Source organism: Bradyrhizobium uaiense, assembly GCF_010811875.1.
GTDB lineage: Bacteria > Pseudomonadota > Alphaproteobacteria > Rhizobiales > Xanthobacteraceae > Bradyrhizobium > Bradyrhizobium uaiense.
In genome coordinates this window covers 1-17,458 of record NZ_VKHP01000205.1, presented here as the reverse complement: position 1 = coordinate 17,458, position 17,458 = coordinate 1, and the positions used below count along the sequence as shown (strand labels likewise).

Below are 17,458 nucleotides of genomic sequence, written 5' to 3'. Positions count from 1 at the left end.
GGGTAGGGAGAGGGGTGGCGGCATCGGGACTGCCCGAGTGGTACCCCTTCCCCCCACCCCTCCCCGCAAGGGGGGAGAGAACCCTGTCACCGCCTTCGCGTCGTCGAAGCCAATCACGCCGCCTTCGACGCCGCGGCGAGCGAGGCGAAGGTCTTGCCTTCGTCGGCGAGCTTCTTGAGCAGCGGCGCCGGCTCGAGCGAAGGATCGTTGGTCTCCTTGGCGTAGAAGGCCAGGCGATCGGCGATGTGCTTGAGACCGACAGTGTCGGCCCAGAACATCGGGCCGCCGCGATAGATCGGCCAGCCATAGCCATAGAGCCAGACCACGTCGATGTCGGACGGACGCGCCGCGATGCCTTCGGCGAGGATCTTCGCGCCTTCGTTGATCATCGGGTACATCATGCGCTCGAGGATCTCGTCGTCGCTGACGACGCGCTTCTTGCGGCCGAGGCGCGCGAGCGTCTCGTCGATCAGCTTCTCGACTTCCGGATCGGGTAGCGCCGCGCGCGAGCCCTGCTCATATTTGTAGTAGCCCTTGCCGGTCTTCTGGCCGAAGCGGCCGGCTTCGCAGAGCGCGTCCGCGATCTCCGACTTGATGCCGCGGTCCTTGCGCGAGCGCCAGCCGATATCGAGGCCGGCGAGATCGCCCATCGCGAACGGGCCCATCGGCATGCCGAACTTCGTCACCACGGCATCGACCTGCTGCGGCAGCGCGCCTTCGAACAACAGCTTCTCGGACTGCTTGCCGCGCTGCGCCAGCATGCGGTTGCCGACGAAGCCGTCGCAGACGCCGACCACTGCCGGCACCTTGGCGATCTTGCGGGCGATCGAGACGGCGGTGACCAGCGCATCCGGCGCGGTCTTGTCGGCGCGCACGATCTCGCACAGCTTCATGACGTTGGCCGGCGAGAAGAAGTGCATGCCGAGCACGTCCTGCGGACGCTTGGTCGACTGCGCGATCTCGTCGATGTTGAGATAGGAGGTGTTGGAGGCCAGCACCGCGCCCGGCTTGGCGTACTGATCGAGCTTGCCGAACACTTCCTTCTTGACCGCCATGGTCTCGAACACTGCCTCGATCACCAGATCGGCGTCACCGACGTTCTCGATGCCGACGACACCGTTGATCAGCGCCATGCGCTTGGCGGGCGCGTCCGCCGGGATGCCACCGCGCGCAGCGGTCGCCTCGTAGTTCTTCTGCATGATGCCCATGCCGCGCTTGAGCTGCTCCTCGCCGGTCTCGATCAGCGTGACCGGGATGCCGGCATTGACGAACGACATCGCAATGCCGCCGCCCATGGTCCCGGCGCCGAGGATGGCGACGCGCGCGACGTTGCGGCCCTTGGTGCCTTCGGGGACGCCGGAGATCTTGGCGGCCTCGCGCTCGGCGAAGAAGGCGTAGCGCTGCGCCTTGGACTGGTCGCCGTTCATCAGCTTGAGGAAGCCCTCGCGCTCCTTCTTCAGGCCTTCGTCGAACGGCAGGTCGATCGCGGCGCCGACGGCGTCGGCAGCGGCGAACGGCGCCTCGAGCCCGCGCGACTTCTTGGTCAGCGCAGCGACCGCATTGGTGAAGATCGAACGGTCGGCCTTGGCAGCGGCGAGCTTGGAGTCGTCATCGCGCAGCTTGCGCAGCGGACGCTTCTCGGCGACCACCTTGCGCGCAAATGCCTCACCGCCCGAGGCCGGGCCTTCGACGATCTCCTCAATCAGGCCGGCCTTCAGCGCGGCGTCCGCGCTGATCAGGTCGCCGCCGACGATCATCTTCACCGCGAGCTCGGGACCGACCGCACGCGGCAGGCGCTGAGTGCCGCCCGCGCCCGGGAGCAGGCCGAGCTTCACCTCGGGCAGACCGAGCTTGGCGTCCTTGGTGGCAACGCGATAGTGGCAGGCCAGCGCGACCTCGAGGCCGCCGCCGAGCGCGGTGCCGTGGATCGCGGCAACGATCGGCTTCGGCGAAGATTCCATCAGGCTCAGCACCTCGGCGAGGCCGGGCGGCTTCGGCGGCTTGCCGAATTCGGTGATGTCGGCGCCGGCGATGAAGGTGCGGCCGGCGCAGGTCAGCACGATGCCCTGAACCTGCGCGTCATCGATCGCACTCTTGATGGAATCGAAGATGCCGCCGCGCACGGCAGCGCTCAGCGCGTTCACAGGCGGACTGTTAACCGTGACGACGGCAATGTTGTCATGACGTTCGAGCTTGACGACTTCACTCACCGGGACTCTCCCTGGATGCTTGTTCTTGAACTTGTGTTGAGTAGCTGCACGACTTGCGTTGAGCCGCTACGATTAGACCAATTTCGCACTGCGAAATTTAATTCCACATCTTGACACGGAGGGTTATTTTGAAGCACGAGCCTTGTCAACGAGCATAACAAGGGCAGGACAAGGATAGGGATGAAGCGCGCCAGCAAGAAAGCAGCGACCGATCGCAATTTCGTCGTCGCGCTTTCCCGCGGACTGGACGTCCTGCGCGCATTTCAACCCAATGACGGGCTGCTCGGCAATCAGGAGATTGCAGCCCGCACCAAATTACCGAAGCCAACCATTTCCCGGCTGACTTACACGCTGACCAAGCTGGGATACCTTACACCTGTACCGAAATTCGAGAAGTATCAGCTTGCGCCGTCGGCGATGGCGCTGGGCTATGCCGCGCTCGCCAATCTCGGCGTTCGGCATTTGTCCGAGCCCTATCGAGAAGAAGTGATGCGCGCGACCGGCGGTGCAGTCGCGGTCGGCGGCCGCGACCGTCACAGCATGATCTATTTCGGCCAGAGCCGGAACGGCCTGGCGCTCGGCGTGCAGCTCGACGTCGGCTCGCGGGTGCCGATCGCGACCACCGCGATGGGACGTGCCTATATTTGGGCATTGCCACCCGAAGAGCGTGCGGCTTTATTGCGCGAGCTGCGGGATCACTACGGCAGCCGCTGGGCCAAGATGCGCGACGGCATCGAGCGCGCCGGCGAGACGGTGGCGAAGCACGGCTTCACCATGTCGACCGGCGACTGGCAGAACGACGTCGCCGCGGTTGGCGTTGCATTGAGACTGAACGACGGAACCGGCCCTTACGCCTTCAATTGCGGCGCGCCGGCATTCCGCTTCACGGAAGATAGATTGCTCAACGACATTGGACCTCGTCTTGTCGCGATGGTAAGGAACATCGAGCAGGCGCTCGGTGGAATGGCGCCGCAATCCAAAAAAGAACAAAGCAAAAAGTCTAGAGTAGGAGGGAAAGTTGCACGTTTGGCCGAGGGGATCAGATAGCCTCCATCACGCCCTGCGAAGCACATCGCAGGATGGCTCGCACCGCTCGAAGACGGCGGGCGAGACGAGATGACGCAGGCACAGCTCGCGCAGGGGAATGATCCCTTGCTCGCGGTTCGCGACGTCAGCGTCGTGTTCGGCGGCATCATCGCACTCAACGGCGTGTCGTTCGACATGCGCCATGGACAGATCCTCGGCTTGATCGGGCCGAACGGCGCCGGCAAGACGACGCTGTTCAATTGCCTGTCGCGGCTTTATCAGCCGTCGTCAGGCGACATCCTGATGGAAGGCAGGAGCATCCTGTCGCGCCCGCCGCACCGGATCGCCGAGATCGGCATCGGCCGCACCTTCCAGAACGTCGCGCTGTTTCCCAACCTGTCCGTGATCGACAATGTGCGCGTCGGCGCGCATGCGCGCACTTCGAGCGACATCGTCAGCGACTCGCTGCGCCTCGCCTGGGTTCGCCGCGGCGAGAGCGACATGAACAAGAAGGTGCACGACATCCTCGGCTATCTCGATCTCGAGGACGTCGCCCACACCGTGGTTTCGGGACTTCCCTTCGGCACCCAGAAGCGCGTCGAGCTGGCGCGCGCTTTGGCCGCAGATCCGAAGATCCTGCTGCTCGACGAGCCGGCCGGCGGCCTCAATCACGAGGAAGTCTACGTGCTCGGCGACCTGATCCGCAAAATCCGCGATGACCGTAAAATTACGGTGCTACTGGTCGAGCATCACATGGGTCTCGTGATGTCGATCGCCGACCACGTCGTCGCGCTCAATTTCGGCCGCAAGCTGGCCGAAGGCACGCCGGCCCAGGTCCAGGCCGACCCTGATGTCATCAAGGCCTATCTGGGGAGCAAGGACCAATGACCACGATGCTCAACGTCAAGGACCTGCGCGCCTATTACGGCCAGGTCCAGGCCCTGCACGGCCTCAGCTTTTCCCTCAACGAGGGCTCGCTGACCACCCTGCTCGGCGCCAACGGCGCCGGCAAGACCACCACGCTGCGGGCGATCTGCAACATGGTGCGCTCGACCGGCGCGATCGAGTTCGAGGGCAAGCCGATCGGCACCCGTTCCACCGAGAACGTGGTCCGGCTCGGCATCGCCCATGTGCCGCAAGGCCGCGGCACCTTCACCAACATGACGGTGGAGGAAAACCTGCAGCTCGGCGCCATCAGCCGTCCGGACAAGAAGGCGATCGGCTCCGACATCGAGCGGATGTACGAGCATTTCCCGGTGTTGAAGCAGCGCTACACCCAGCAGGCCGGCACGCTGTCCGGCGGTGAGCAGCAGATGCTCGCGGTGGCGCGCGCGCTGATGCTGCGGCCCCGCCTGATGCTGCTCGACGAGCCGTCCTTCGGCCTCGCGCCGCTGATCGTGCGCGACCTATTCCGCATCCTCGGCAAGATCAATCGCGAGGAAAAGGTGACCATCCTGGTGGTCGAGCAGAATGCGCAGCTCGCGCTGGAGCTCGCCGACCAGGCCTATGTGATCGAAACCGGACGGATCGTGATGTCGGGCAATGCCAAGGACATCGCGAACAACGAAGACGTCCGCAAATCCTATCTCGGCTACTGAGGAGCTGGCACAATGGAGCTTTTTGCCAACCAGGTCCTGGCCGGCATCGCCACCGGCGCGATCTATGCCTGCATGGCGCTCGCGGTCGTGATGATCTACCAGGCCATCGACCATCTGAATTTCGCCCAGGGCGAAATGGCGATGTTCTCGACCTTCGTGTCCTGGCAGCTGATGCAATGGGGTGTGCCGTATTGGGGCGCCTTCGTGCTCACCGTCGCCTTTTCGTTTGCCGCCGGCATCGTCATCGAGCGGTTGCTGTTCAAGCCGCTGGCCAAGGCCCCGATCCTGACCAACGTCGCCGGCTTTATCGCGCTTTACGCGATCATCAACTCGGTCGCCGGCCTGATCTGGGACTTCACCATCAAGCAATATCCGACGCCGTTCGGCTCCTCGCCGTTCCTCGGCAGCCAGCTGATCTCGACCCACCAGGCCGGCATGATCGGCATCACGCTGTTGATGCTGGCGCTGCTGTTCTTCTTCTTCCGCTTCACCCGGGTCGGTCTTGCGATGCGCGCGGCCGCGTCGCTGCCGGAATCGGCCCGCCTGGTCGGCATCAACACCTCGTGGATGATCGCGCTGGGCTGGGGCATGGCATCCGCGATCGGCTCGATCGCCGGCATGATGATCGCCCCCGTGGTGTTCCTCGAGCCCAACATGATGCTCGGCGTGCTGATCTACGGATTTGCCGCAGCCGTGCTCGGCGGCCTGACCAGTCCGTTCGGCGCTGTGATGGGCGGTTTCCTGGTCGGCATCTTCGAGAACCTGGTCGGCACCTACATCCCCGGTGTCGGCAATGAACTGAAACTTCCGATCGCGCTTGCGCTGATCATCGTCGTCCTGGTCGTTAAACCGGCAGGCCTGTTCGGCCGCGCCATCGTCAAGCGAGTTTGATCATGAGCGCCGCTGAAGAAATCGTCACAGAAGCCCCCGCCGTCGAGGCCGTGCCCAAGCGCGCCATGACGCTCGGCTATGGCACCTCGCTCGTGGTGCTCGCCGCGCTGATCCTGATCCCGCTGTTCGTGAAGAACTTCATCATCTTCCAGATGACGATGCTTCTGATCTACGCGCTGGCGGTGATGGCGCTCAACATCCTGACCGGCGGAAGCGGCCAGTTCTCGCTCGGCCAGAGCGCGTTCTACGCCGTCGGCGCCTATACGTCGGCGATCCTGATGGAGCATGCGGGCATGAACTATGCCCTCACGCTGCCGATCGCCGGCATCGTCTGCTTCGGCTTCGGCTTCCTGTTCGGCCAGCCGGCGCTGCGGCTAAGCGGCGTCTATCTCGCGCTCGCGACCTTTGCGCTCGCCACCGCGATGCCGCAGCTCCTCAAGCTCGGCTATTTCGAGCACTGGACCGGCGGCGTGCAGGGCCTCGTGGTCACCAAGCCCGATGCGCCGTTCGGCCTGCCGATGTCGCAGGACATGTGGCTCTATTACTTCACCCTGGCGGTCTCGATCGGAATCTACCTCGCCTCGGTGAACCTGTTGCGCTCGCGGTCCGGCCGCGCCTTCATGGCGATCCGCGACAACGAGATCGCGGCCTCCGCGATGGGCGTCGACGTCGCGCTGTACAAGACGCTGGCGTTCGGCGTCTCGGCCGGCATCACCGGCGTCGCCGGCGGTCTCGGCGCAATCGCAGTGCAGTTCGTGGCGCCGGATGGCTACACCATCCAGCTCGCGATCTCGCTGTTCCTCGGCATGGTGGTCGGCGGCGTCGGCTGGCTACCCGGCTCGATCGTCGGAAGCGCCTTCATCATCTTCGTGCCCAACATCGCGGAAGGCATTTCCAAGGGCCTTTCCGGTGCCGTGTTCGGCGTGCTGCTGTTCCTCGTCATCTTCCTCGTGCCGCACGGCGCCAGGCAGATTGCGATCATCGCCCAGCAACTGGCCGCAAAGTTCAAGAAAAACTAAGAATCCTTAGAACCTAACCAGGAGACATTATGCGTTCTACCGTTCGGATCGCCGCGATTTCCGCGGCGATCGTCGCTGTTGCCGCGACGTCCACTGCCGCATTCGCCCAAAAGAAATACGACACCGGCGCGAGCGATACCGAGATCAAGGTCGGCAACATCATCCCCTATTCGGGACCGGCCTCCGCCTACGGCGTGATCGGCAAGACCGAAGAAGCCTACTTCAAGATGATCAACGACCGCGGCGGCATCAACGGCCGCAAGGTCAATTTCGTCAGCTATGACGACGCCTATTCGCCGCCCAAGGCGGTCGAGCAGGTGCGCAAGCTGGTCGAGAGCGACGAGGTGCTGCTGGTCTTCAACCCGCTCGGCACGCCGTCCAACACCGCGATCCAGAAGTACCTGAATTCCAAGAAGATCCCGCAGCTGTTCGTCGCCACCGGCGCGACCAAGTGGAACGACCCGAAGAACTTCCCGTGGACCATGGGCTGGCAGCCGAGCTACCAGAGCGAAGCCCAGATCTACGCCAAATGGCTGATGAAGGAGAAGCCCGACGCCAAGGTCGCGATCCTCTATCAGAACGACGATTTCGGCAAAGACTACCTCAAGGGTACCAAGGACGGTTTTGGCGCCAAGGCCGCCTCCAGCATCATCATGGAGGAGAGCTACGAGATCTCCGAGCCGTCGATCGACAGCCACATCGTCAAGATCAAGGCCGCCAATCCGGACGTCCTGCTGATCTACACGACGCCGAAATTCGGCGCGCAGACCATCAAGAAGACCGCCGAGCTCGGCTGGAAGCCGCTGCAGATCATCACCAACGTGTCGGCCTCGGTCGGCAGCGTGATGCAGCCGGCCGGCTTCGACAACGCCCAGGGTGTGCTGTCGGCAGCCTATGCCAAGGACGGCGCCGATCCGCAGTGGGCCAACGATCCGAACATGAAGAAGTGGGCCGAGTTTCTCGACAAGTACATGCCGGGCGCCGACAAGACCGACGGCGGCTATGTCTACGGCTATGGTGCCGCGCAGACGCTCGCCAAGGTGCTCGAAATGTGCGGCGACGACCTCACCCGCGCCAACGTCATGAAGCAGGCCGCGAGCCTGAAGGACTTTACGCCCGATACCCTGCTGCCCGGCGTCAAGATCAACACCTCGGCCACCGACTTCGCCCCGATCGCCCAGCTGCAGATGCAGCGCTTCAAGGGCCAGAAATGGGAACTGTTCGGCGACATCATTTCCGGCGACGTTCCCTCAGAATAACGTTGCACTGCGGAAATAAACAACGGGCCTCCGCGATATCAGTCGCGGGGGCTTTTTGTTGACGCCCTGTGCCGATCGTATTGAATACTCAGAACCAAGAACCCGAGGTGGGGAAACATGACTGCCGTACGTCCGTCCCTGGCGGCGCTGTTGTCCGCGTTCGCTCTGATCCTGACGAACTGCAATGTCGCGCTGGCGCAGAAGAAATACGACACCGGGGCCAGCGACACCGAGATCAAGATCGGCAACACCGTGCCCTACAGCGGTCCCGCCTCCGCCTATGGCGTGATCGGCAGGACCGAGGCCGCCTACTTCAAGATGATCAACGAGTCCGGCGGCATCCACGGCCGCAAGATCACGTTCATTTCCTATGACGACAGCTACTCGCCGGCCAAGACCGTGGAGCAAACCCGCAAGCTGGTCGAGGACGACGAGGTGTTGCTGGTGTTCGGCTCGGTCGGTACCGCAACCAACGCTTCGATCCGAAAGTACATGAACGAGAAGGAGGTGCCGCAGCTGTTCGTCGGTTCCGGCGGCTCCAAGTGGAACGACCCCAAGAACTATCCGTGGACCATGGGCTGGCAGCCGTCCTACCAGGACGAGGCGCGGGTCTACGCAAAATACATCATGAAGCACAAGCCCGACGCCAAGGTTGCCGTGCTCTACCAGAATGACGATTTCGGCAAGGACTACCTCAAGGGCCTGAAGGACGCCTTCGGCGACAAGGCTTCGATGATCGTCGCCGAGGAGGCGTATGAAACCTCCGAACCCGCGATCGACAATCACATCGTCAAGCTGAAGGCCGCCGGCGCCGACACCTTCATCAGCATCACGTCACCGAAATTCGCCGCGCAGGCGATCAAGAAGGCCGCCGAGATCGCATGGACGCCAATGCAGATCGTCGCCAACGTCTCGGCCTCGGTCGGCGGCGTGATGCAGCCGGCCGGCTTCGAGAATTCGCAGGGCATCCTGTCGGCGTCCTATCTCAAGGACGGCGCCGATCCGCAATGGAACAAGGATCCCGGCATGGAGAAATTCCTGGCCTTCCTCAAGAAGAATTATCCCGACGCCAACAAGCTCGACGGCGCGACTTCCTACGGTTACGCCGCCGCGCAGACCATGGTGCAGGTGCTGGAGATGTGCGGTGACGATCTCACCCGCGCCAACATCATGAAGCAGGCCGCGAGCCTGAAGGATTATGTCCCCGGCACGCTGCTGCCGGGCATCAGCATCAACACGTCGGCCACCGATTTCGCGCCGATCAAGCAATTGCGCCTGATGCGGTTCAAGGGCGAGAAGTGGGAGCTGTTCGGTGACATCATTTCGAGCAATCTGAGCAACTGAACTTCGCGCTCAACTCAACAGCGTTTCCTGAACCCGCCGCAATCTCTGCGGTGCGCGCGGGAAGACAGTCAGCTCCTGATATTGTCGACTAAAGACGCAGCCCCCACCGCCACGCCGTGGGGGCTTTTCGTTGAGACACCCCCGGTAAGATGATAGTTTCTGCGGTCAACAATGAGCCCTCGAAACAGGGGGCCGCGACACATCATCTGCCATCAGGGAGTGAAACCGCATGTCCGTAACACGACCATTGGCGGCATTTGTCGCTGCGCTCGCGCTCGTCTCCGCATCCTGGAGCGCAGCACTTGCCCAGAAGAAATACGACACCGGCGCCAGCGACACCGAGATCAAGATCGGCAACATCATGCCCTACAGCGGAGCGGCTTCCGCTTATGGCGTGATCGGCAAGACCGAGGAGGCCTATTTCCGCAAGATCAACGCCGAGGGCGGCATCAACGGCCGCAAGATCACCTTCATCAGCTACGACGACGCCTACACGCCGCCGAAGACGGTCGAGCAGGCGCGCAAGCTGGTCGAAAGCGACGAGGTGCTGATCATCTTCAATTCGCTCGGCACGCCGCCGAACTCGGCGATCCAGAAATACATGAACCAGAAGAAGGTGCCGCAGCTGTTCGTCGCCACCGGCGCCACCAAGTGGAATGACCCGAAGGAATATCCCTGGACGATGGGCTGGCAGCCCAACTACCAAAGCGAATCCATCATCTACGCGAAGTACATCCTGAAGAACAAGCCGAACGCGAAGATCGCGGTGCTCTACCAGAACGACGATTACGGCAAGGACTATCTGAAGGGATTCAAGGACGGGCTCGGCGCCAAGGCAGCGTCCATGATCGTCGCCGAGGACAGCTACGAGGTGACGGAGCCGACCATCGATTCCCACATCGTCAGGCTCAAGGCCTCCGGCGCCGACGTGTTCTTCAACATCACGACGCCGAAATTCGCGGCGCAGGCGATCAAGAAGAACGCCGAGCTCGACTGGCACCCCCTGCACTTCCTCAACAACGTCTCGTCCTCGATCGGCAGCGTGATCAAGCCGGCGGGCTTCGAGGCCGCCCAGGGCATCATCTCGTCGCAATACCTGAAGGACCCGACCGATCCGCAGTGGAAGACCGACAAGGGCATGATCGCCTGGAACGAATTCCTGGATAAGTACTATCCCGATGCAAACCGCGCCGATGCGTCCGTGATGTACGCCTACACCGTCGCACAGGGCCTCGAGCACGTGCTGCGGGCGTGCGGCGACAATCTGACGCGCGAGAACATCATGAAGCAGGCCGCCAGCCTGCGCGACCTCGAGCTCGGCGGCCTGTTGCCGGGCATCAAGGCCAACACCTCGGCGACCGACTTCGCGCCGCTTTCGCAACTGCAACTGATGCGGTTCAAGGGCGAGACCTGGGACCGCTTTGGTGAAATTTTGAGCGGCGACGTCGGCGGCTAGCCGGGAATTGTCGACTAAAGACGCGGCCCCTGCGGCATTGTCGCAGGGGCTTTTCATTGAGGCGACCCGCCTAAGCTGGTAATTTCACCCGATAACAACAGAGCCCTCGAAACAGGGGGCCATGACACATTCGTCTGACATCAGGGAGAGAGACGTCAATGTCCGTTACCACACGACTTGCGGTCTTCGGGGCCGCGCTGGCGCTCGTCGCGACATCCGGCAGCGCTGCGTTTGCCCAGAAGAAATACGACACCGGCGCCACCGACACCGAGATCAAGATCGGCAACATCATGCCCTACAGCGGACCGGCCTCCGCCTATGGCATCATCGGCCGCACCGAGGCCGCCTATTTCAAGAAGATCAACGACGCTGGCGGCGTCAACGGCCGCAAGATCAACTTCATCTCCTATGATGACGCCTATTCGCCACCGAAGGCGGTGGAGCAGGCCCGCAAGCTGGTCGAAAGCGACGAGGTGCTGCTGATCTTCAACTCGCTCGGCACGCCGTCGAACTCGGCGATCCAGAAATACATGAACTCCAAGAAGGTGCCGCAGCTGTTCGTCGCCACCGGCGCCACCAAATGGAACGACCCGAAGGACTTTCCCTGGACCATGGGCTGGCAGCCCAACTACCAGAGCGAGACCCAGATCTACGCAAAGTACATCCTGAAGAACATGCCGAACGCCAAGATCGCGGTGCTGTTCCAGAATGACGATTACGGCAAGGACTATCTGAAGGGGCTGAAGGACGGCCTCGGCCAGAAGGCCGCCAGCATGATCGTCGCCGAGGAGAGCTTCGAGACGTCGCAGCCGACCATCGACAGCAACATCGTCAAGCTGAAGGCCAGCAACGCCGACGTGTTCATCGACATCGCGACGCCGAAATTCGCGGCCCAGGCGATCAAGAAGGTCGCCGAGATCGGCTGGAAGCCGACCCACTTCCTCAACAACGTGTCGGCCTCGGTCGGCAGCGTGATCAAACCGGCCGGCTTCGAGAATGCGCAGGACATCATCTCCGCGGCCTATCTGAAGGATGCTTCCGACAAGCAGTGGGACAATGATCCCGGCATGAAGGAATTCTACGCCTTCATGGCCAAGGATTTCCCCGAGGGCGACAAGCTCGACGGCGGCACCGTGGTCGGCTTCGGCGTGGCGCAAACCCTGGTTCAGGTGCTCAAGCAGTGCGGCGACAACCTCACCCGCGAGAACATCATGAAGCAGGCCGCCAGCCTGCAGGACTTCCGCACCGAAGTGCTGCTGCCCGGCATCAAGATCAACACCGCCGCGAATGATTTCGCCCCGATCAGCCAGTTGCAGCTGATGAAGTTCAAGGGCGAGAAATGGGAACTGTTCGGCGACGTCATCAGCGCCGACGTCGGCGGCTGAGACCTTTCCACATCGTGAAAAATCTGCCCCCTGCGACCCGATCGCAGGGGTTTTTCTTTGCCTTTCGGTTGCCATCGCTCTATCCGGAAAACCGAAGGACACCGGCCGTTTACACTTCGGCGGACGATACGCTAGGTATCGAAGCGGCAGAGCCAACAAGAAGCCGAGCGCGCCAGCCGGGCGCGCAAGAACAGGAGATCCGCAAATTGTCCACGCCCGTCCTTCACCGTGCCGCAACCGCCCTCTTCGGCCTGACCCTGCTCGCCGCAAGCGGCAGCGCCGCGCTGGCGCAGAAGAAATACGACACTGGAGCGAGCGATACCGAGATCAAGATCGGCAATATCGTGCCCTATAGCGGCCCGGCGTCGGCCTATGGCGTGGTCGGCAAGGCGATGGCGGCGGTGTTCAAGAAGGTCAACGACGACGGCGGCATCAACGGCCGCAAGGTCAATTTCATCTCCTATGATGACGCCTATTCGCCGCCGAAGGCCGTCGAGCAAGCCCGCAAGCTGGTCGAGAGCGACGAGGTGCTGTTCCTGTTCGGCACGCTCGGCACCGCCTCCAACACCGCGATCCAGAAATATCTCAACGCCAAGAAGGTGCCGCAGCTGTTCGTCGCCACCGGCGCGACCAAGTGGAATGACCCGAAGACCTTCCCATGGACCATGGGCTGGCTACCCAGCTACCAGAGCGAGTCGCGAATCTACGCGAAATATCTGCTGAAGGAGAAGCCCGCCGCCAAGGTCGCGGTGCTCTACCAGAACGACGACATGGGCAAGGACTACCTCAAGGGCCTGGAGGACGGCTTTGCCGGCGATCCGGCGCGGATCGTCGCCAAGGAAAGCTACGAGGTCGCCGAGCCGACCATCGATTCCCATGTGGTGCGGCTCAAATCATCCAACCCCGATGTCATCATCTTCTTCACCACGCCGAAATTCGGCGCCCAGGCGATCAAGAAGCTCGGCGAGATGAACTGGAAGCCGGTGACGATCGTCTCCAACGTCTCGGCATCCACCGCAACCGTGATGCGGCCGGCCGGGCTCGACAATGCGCAGGGCGTGATCTCGGCGGCCTACGCCAAGGATGCCAGCGATCCGCAGTGGAAGGACGACGCCGGCATGAAGGCGTTCGACGAGCTGCTCGCCAAGTACATGCCCGACACCAACCGCGTCGATGCCTCGGCGATGACCGGCTACAACATGGCGACCACCATGGTCGAGGTGCTGCGCCGCTGCGGCGATGACCTCACCCGCGCCAATGTGATGAAGCAGGCCGCAAGCCTGAAGCAGTTTGCGCAAGGTGGACTGTTGCCGGGCGTAACGCTGTCGACAGGTCCTGCCGACTTCCAGCCGATCGAGCAATTGCAACTGATGCAGTTCAAGGGCGAGCGCTGGCAATTGTTCGGCGACGTCATCAGCGGCGAGATCGCCGCAAACTGATCCGTCTTACAAAGGCACAACCATGACCGACCGTCGTCCTTTCCTGCGTTCGATCTTCGATGCTGCGGTAGCGGCTGCGCATCCCGATGTGGTGCTGGCATCGCGGTTGCGGCCGGCAGCGAAGGGGCGCGTGATCTGCCTCGCTGCCGGCAAGGGCGCCGGCGCCATGGCCGCGGCGGCGGAGCGGCACTATCTCGACACGCTCGGCCTCGAGCCGGCGCGGCTGCTCGGCATTGCCACCACCCGCCACGGCCATGGCGTGCCGACCCGACGGATCAAGGTGGTCGAGGCCGGCCACCCCGTGCCCGACGAAGCCGGCCTGCGCGGGGCCGACGATACGCTGCGGCTCGCGGCAGAGGCCACGCCGGACGATCTGCTGCTGGTGCTATTGACCGGCGGCGGCTCGGCGAACTGGATCGCGCCGGTCGAGGGGGTGAGCTTTGCGCAGAAGCAACAGGTCAACCGCGCGCTGCTGCGCTCCGGCGCGCCGATCGGCGAGATGAACATCGTCCGCAAGCATCTGTCGCGGATCAAGGGCGGGCGGCTGGCGCGCGCCGGCCAGCACGCCGCCGAGATCGTCACGCTCGCGATCTCGGACGTGCCGCATGACGATCCGTCCGCGATCGCCTCGGGCCCGACGGTGCCGGATCCGACCACGCTCGCCGATGCCCGCGCGCTGGTCGCCAAATACAATCTCTCCGTCGATGACGCGGTCCGCCGCGCGCTCGACGACCCCAGGAACGAGAGCTGCAAGCCCGGCGATCCCGCCTTTGCGCGGGCGACATTCGAGCTGCTGGCGAAGCCGAAAGCCTCGATCGACGCTGCGGTGAGGGTCGCGCAGGACGCCGGCTACGAGACGATCGCGCTCGGCGCCGATCTCGAAGGCGAGGCACGCGACATCGCGGCTGCGCACGCGCAGTTCGCCTTGAAGGCGCGCAGCGAGGGCAAGCGCGTCGCGATCATCTCGGGCGGCGAGCTCACGGTGACCGTGCGCGGCAACGGCCGCGGCGGCCCCAACCAGGAATACGCGCTGGCGCTGGCCGACCTGCTCAAGGACACGCCCAACATCGCGGCGCTTGCCGCCGACACCGACGGCGCCGATGGCGGCGCCGGCAGCGCGACCGATCCCGCCGGCGCGGTGATCGATCAGGCGACATTCGCCAAGATGAAATCGATCGGCCTCGATCCCAAGGCCTATCTCGAGAACAACGATGCCACGGGCTTCTTCGCGCAGACCGGGGATTTGCTGCTGACCGGGCCGACGCTGACCAACGTCAACGATGTCAGGGTGATTTTGGTGGATTAGTTCACCGTCATTCCGGGGCAGCCCGAAGGGCTGAGCCCGGAATCCATTCAGCCACGAAGCTTGCGGCGCAATGGATTCCGGGCTCTCGCTTCGCGAGCCCCGGAATCACGAGTGCCTCAAAACTCCTGCGCGAGCTTTGCCAGCATCTCCAGCAGCGCGGCGTGGTTGGCCGGGCCGAGCACCTCGATCAGCCGCGCCTCGTGCTTGTTGGCGACCAGCTTCTTGGCGCGCGCCAGCACGGCGCGGCCCCTGTCGGTCAGGACGAGGATGTGGGAGCGGCGGTCGTTGGTCGAGCGCATGCGTGCGCAAAGGTCGCGGCTTTCCAGCGCGTCGAGCATCGCGACGAAATTCGGCCTGAGGATGCCGAGCGTGTTGGCGATCTCGGTCTGGTTGCGGCCGGGATTCTTGTCGAGCAGCAGCAGCACCGAGAACTGCGCCGGCGTCAGCTGCAACGGCGCGACGCAGCGCAGGAAGTCCTCGAATACCCTGAGCTGCGCACGTTTCAGCGAATAGCCGAGCAATCCGGACAGTTCGCCCAGTTGCAGCATGCTGTCGTCCCCGGCAGGATCGACCGGTTCCTTGCGCAGGGCACGCGACGATCGGACGGCATCGGAGGCGGTCTTGGAAACAGTCATCGCTCCAGGCTCGCAATCCCGGTACAAAAACCCGGCGGGACGATCGGGGACCTTGAGATTATATCTAATAATTGTTATCCGCTATATCTAATATCAGCGGCTATCAACAGCCGATATCGGCCGACCCGACCGGCACAGCCGGCTGCGGCGGCCCGACGCTTAAGGGGGAGCGCTCGGCCTTGAACACAACGATCATGCTGTTCCTGCTGCAGGACGGCATCACCAACGGCGCGATCTACGCACTGCTCGGGCTGGCCCTGGTGCTGGTGTTCGCGGTGACGCGGGTGATCCTGATCCCGCAGGGCGAATTCGTGACCTACGGCGCGCTGAGCTACGCCATGCTCGCGACCGGGCAGGTGCCGGGAACGGCGCTGCTCGCCGTCGCGATGGGCCTCGTCGCTTTCGCGCTCGACCTGTTCTTCGCCCGCAAGGCGCTGCATGCCCGGCTGGTGATGCGCTCGGTCGCGCTCAACATCGTGTTTCCTACCGCGCTGCTCGGCCTCGTCTATGCGCTGGTTGGCCCCCATACGCCGGTCGCCGTCAACATCGCGCTCGCGCTCCTGATCGTGGCGGCGATCGGACTATTCCTCTATCGCATCGCCTTCCAGCCGATCGCGCATACTTCCGTGCTGGTGCTGCTGATCGCCTCGGTCGGCTGCCATCTGGCGTTGCAGGGCCTGGGCCTCGTGTTCTTCGGCGCCGAAGGCCTGCGCGGCCCGGCGCTGTCGGGCGCCGCGGTGACCGCGGGTCCGCTGCGCTTCACCGGCCAGAGCCTTGCCGTCTACGGCCTGACGGTCGGCTTCATTGTCGCCCTGTGGCTGTTCTTCGGCTACACCAGGACCGGCAAGGCGCTGCGCGCCACCGCGGTCAATCGCCTCGGTGCCCGCCTGGTCGGCATCCGCACCACGCTATCGGGCCAGATCGCATTCCTGCTCGCTTCCGTGATCGGCGCGATTTCCGGCATCCTGATCGTGCCGATCACCACGCTCTATTATGACACCGGCTTTTTGATCGGCCTGAAGGGCTTCATCGCCGCGATCATCGGCGGCCTGGTCAGCTATCCCCTGACCGCGGTCGCGGCCATCGTGGTCGGCGTCGTCGAGGCCTTCTCGTCGTTCTACGCCAGCAATTTCAAGGAAGTCATCGTGTTCACGCTGATCCTTCCCGTCCTGGTGCTGCGCTCGCTCGCAGCCCCCCAGGTCGAAGAAGAGAAGGATTGAGCGCGATGACGCAGCGGCTCCCTCTCATCATCTTCGCGCTCGTGCAGGCGGTGATCCCGCTTCTGCCGGGCATCCCGCCGTTCTGGATCGTGCTGCTCGACAATATCGGCCTCGCCGCGCTGGTCGCGATGGGGCTGGTGCTGCTCACCGGCGTCGGCGGCCTCACCTCGTTCGGACAGGCTGCCTTCTGCGGCTTCGGCGCCTACACCACCGCGGTGCTGACCACCGCCTATGGCGTGTCGCCGTGGCTGACGCTGCCGGCTTCGCTCTTGGTCAGCGGCATTGCGGCGGTGCTGCTCGGCCTCGTCACGGTGCGACTGTCCGGCCATTATCTGCCGCTCGGCACCATCGCCTGGGGCATCGGCCTGTTCTATCTGTTCAGCAAGCTCGAATTCCTCGGCCGCAACGACGGCATTTCCGGCATCCCGCCGCTCTCGATCGGCTCGTTCAAGATGCTGAGCCCGGATACGATCTATTACGCGATCTGGGTCGCGGTGCTGCTGGCGGCGCTATTGACCATGAACACGATGGTCTCGAGCTGGCTCTGACCGCCGAAGATGTAGGGCAAATAGCTTTGCAGCACCTCCTTGAGGATCACGACGATCCCTGCGCCGAGCACGCCGCCCCAGACGTAGCCCTGGCTCGTATACACATCTGGCGCCGCCCACCC

General features: G+C 63.5%; 15 protein-coding genes and 1 pseudogene. 13 read left to right on the top strand and 3 right to left on the bottom strand.

Annotation, left to right across the window (positions count from 1 at the left end; genetic code table 11):
- Positions 1-113: 113 nt before the first annotated feature.
- Positions 114-2,210, bottom strand: a complete 2,097-nt coding sequence (locus FNJ47_RS35080) for a 3-hydroxyacyl-CoA dehydrogenase NAD-binding domain-containing protein (protein ID WP_163160474.1) — start codon at positions 2,208-2,210, stop codon at positions 114-116.
- 180 nt (positions 2,211-2,390) lie between these two features.
- Between FNJ47_RS35080 and FNJ47_RS35075 the strand changes: the two genes are divergently transcribed.
- From FNJ47_RS35075 to FNJ47_RS35025, 11 genes are all read left to right on the top strand, one after another.
- Complete coding sequence (locus FNJ47_RS35075) at positions 2,391-3,257, top strand: IclR family transcriptional regulator (RefSeq protein ID WP_163160473.1); 867 nt, start codon at positions 2,391-2,393, stop codon at positions 3,255-3,257.
- Between the two features lie 69 nt (positions 3,258-3,326).
- Positions 3,327-4,124, top strand: a complete 798-nt coding sequence (locus FNJ47_RS35070; RefSeq protein ID WP_163160472.1) for an ABC transporter ATP-binding protein — start codon at positions 3,327-3,329, stop codon at positions 4,122-4,124.
- Entirely contained in the window at positions 4,121-4,834 is a 714-nt protein-coding gene (locus FNJ47_RS35065) for an ABC transporter ATP-binding protein (RefSeq protein WP_028339070.1), read from the top strand. Before FNJ47_RS35070 ends, FNJ47_RS35065 begins: the two co-directional genes overlap by 4 nt.
- 12 nt (positions 4,835-4,846) lie before the next feature.
- The gene (locus tag FNJ47_RS35060) at positions 4,847-5,725 is read left to right on the top strand and encodes a branched-chain amino acid ABC transporter permease (RefSeq protein WP_163160471.1); all 879 of its coding nucleotides are present in this window, start codon (positions 4,847-4,849) and stop codon (positions 5,723-5,725) included.
- A 2-nt stretch (positions 5,726-5,727) separates the two neighbouring features.
- Positions 5,728-6,744, top strand: coding sequence for a branched-chain amino acid ABC transporter permease (locus FNJ47_RS35055; RefSeq protein WP_163160470.1), 1,017 nt, complete (start codon positions 5,728-5,730; stop codon positions 6,742-6,744).
- Positions 6,745-6,773: 29 nt separating this feature from the next.
- On the top strand, positions 6,774-8,003 hold the full coding sequence (locus FNJ47_RS35050; RefSeq protein WP_163160469.1) for an ABC transporter substrate-binding protein: 1,230 nt from the start codon (positions 6,774-6,776) through the stop codon (positions 8,001-8,003).
- Between the two features lie 117 nt (positions 8,004-8,120).
- Positions 8,121-9,347 (top strand): ABC transporter substrate-binding protein, encoded by a 1,227-nt coding sequence (locus tag FNJ47_RS35045; RefSeq protein ID WP_163160468.1) that lies wholly within the window; start codon positions 8,121-8,123, stop codon positions 9,345-9,347.
- A gap of 229 nt (positions 9,348-9,576) precedes the next feature.
- Positions 9,577-10,803 (top strand): ABC transporter substrate-binding protein, encoded by a 1,227-nt coding sequence (locus FNJ47_RS35040; protein ID WP_163160467.1) that lies wholly within the window; start codon positions 9,577-9,579, stop codon positions 10,801-10,803.
- Positions 10,804-10,961: 158 nt separating this feature from the next.
- Positions 10,962-12,188 (top strand): ABC transporter substrate-binding protein, encoded by a 1,227-nt coding sequence (locus FNJ47_RS35035; RefSeq protein WP_163160466.1) that lies wholly within the window; start codon positions 10,962-10,964, stop codon positions 12,186-12,188.
- 251 nt (positions 12,189-12,439) lie between these two features.
- The gene (locus FNJ47_RS35030) at positions 12,440-13,627 is read left to right on the top strand and encodes an ABC transporter substrate-binding protein (protein WP_430649442.1); all 1,188 of its coding nucleotides are present in this window, start codon (positions 12,440-12,442) and stop codon (positions 13,625-13,627) included.
- 22 nt (positions 13,628-13,649) lie between these two features.
- Complete coding sequence (locus FNJ47_RS35025) at positions 13,650-14,933, top strand: glycerate kinase type-2 family protein (RefSeq protein WP_163160464.1); 1,284 nt, start codon at positions 13,650-13,652, stop codon at positions 14,931-14,933.
- 116 nt (positions 14,934-15,049) lie between these two features.
- Here the strand turns inward: FNJ47_RS35025 and FNJ47_RS35020 are convergent, their stop codons facing one another.
- Positions 15,050-15,568, bottom strand: a complete 519-nt coding sequence (locus tag FNJ47_RS35020; RefSeq protein WP_163160463.1) for a MarR family winged helix-turn-helix transcriptional regulator — start codon at positions 15,566-15,568, stop codon at positions 15,050-15,052.
- A gap of 179 nt (positions 15,569-15,747) precedes the next feature.
- Here FNJ47_RS35020 and FNJ47_RS35015 point away from each other — a divergent pair, with 179 nt between their 5' ends.
- On the top strand, positions 15,748-16,788 hold the full coding sequence (locus FNJ47_RS35015; protein WP_163160462.1) for a branched-chain amino acid ABC transporter permease: 1,041 nt from the start codon (positions 15,748-15,750) through the stop codon (positions 16,786-16,788).
- A gap of 5 nt (positions 16,789-16,793) precedes the next feature.
- Positions 16,794-17,324, top strand: a pseudogene (locus FNJ47_RS35010) (branched-chain amino acid ABC transporter permease); the annotation flags it as partial.
- Here the strand turns inward: FNJ47_RS35010 and FNJ47_RS35005 are convergent.
- The coding region (locus FNJ47_RS35005; protein WP_206685381.1) for a hypothetical protein at positions 17,264-17,458 on the bottom strand (195 nt) is incomplete at its 5' end. The pseudogene FNJ47_RS35010 and the gene FNJ47_RS35005 sit on opposite strands and share 61 nt — an antisense overlap.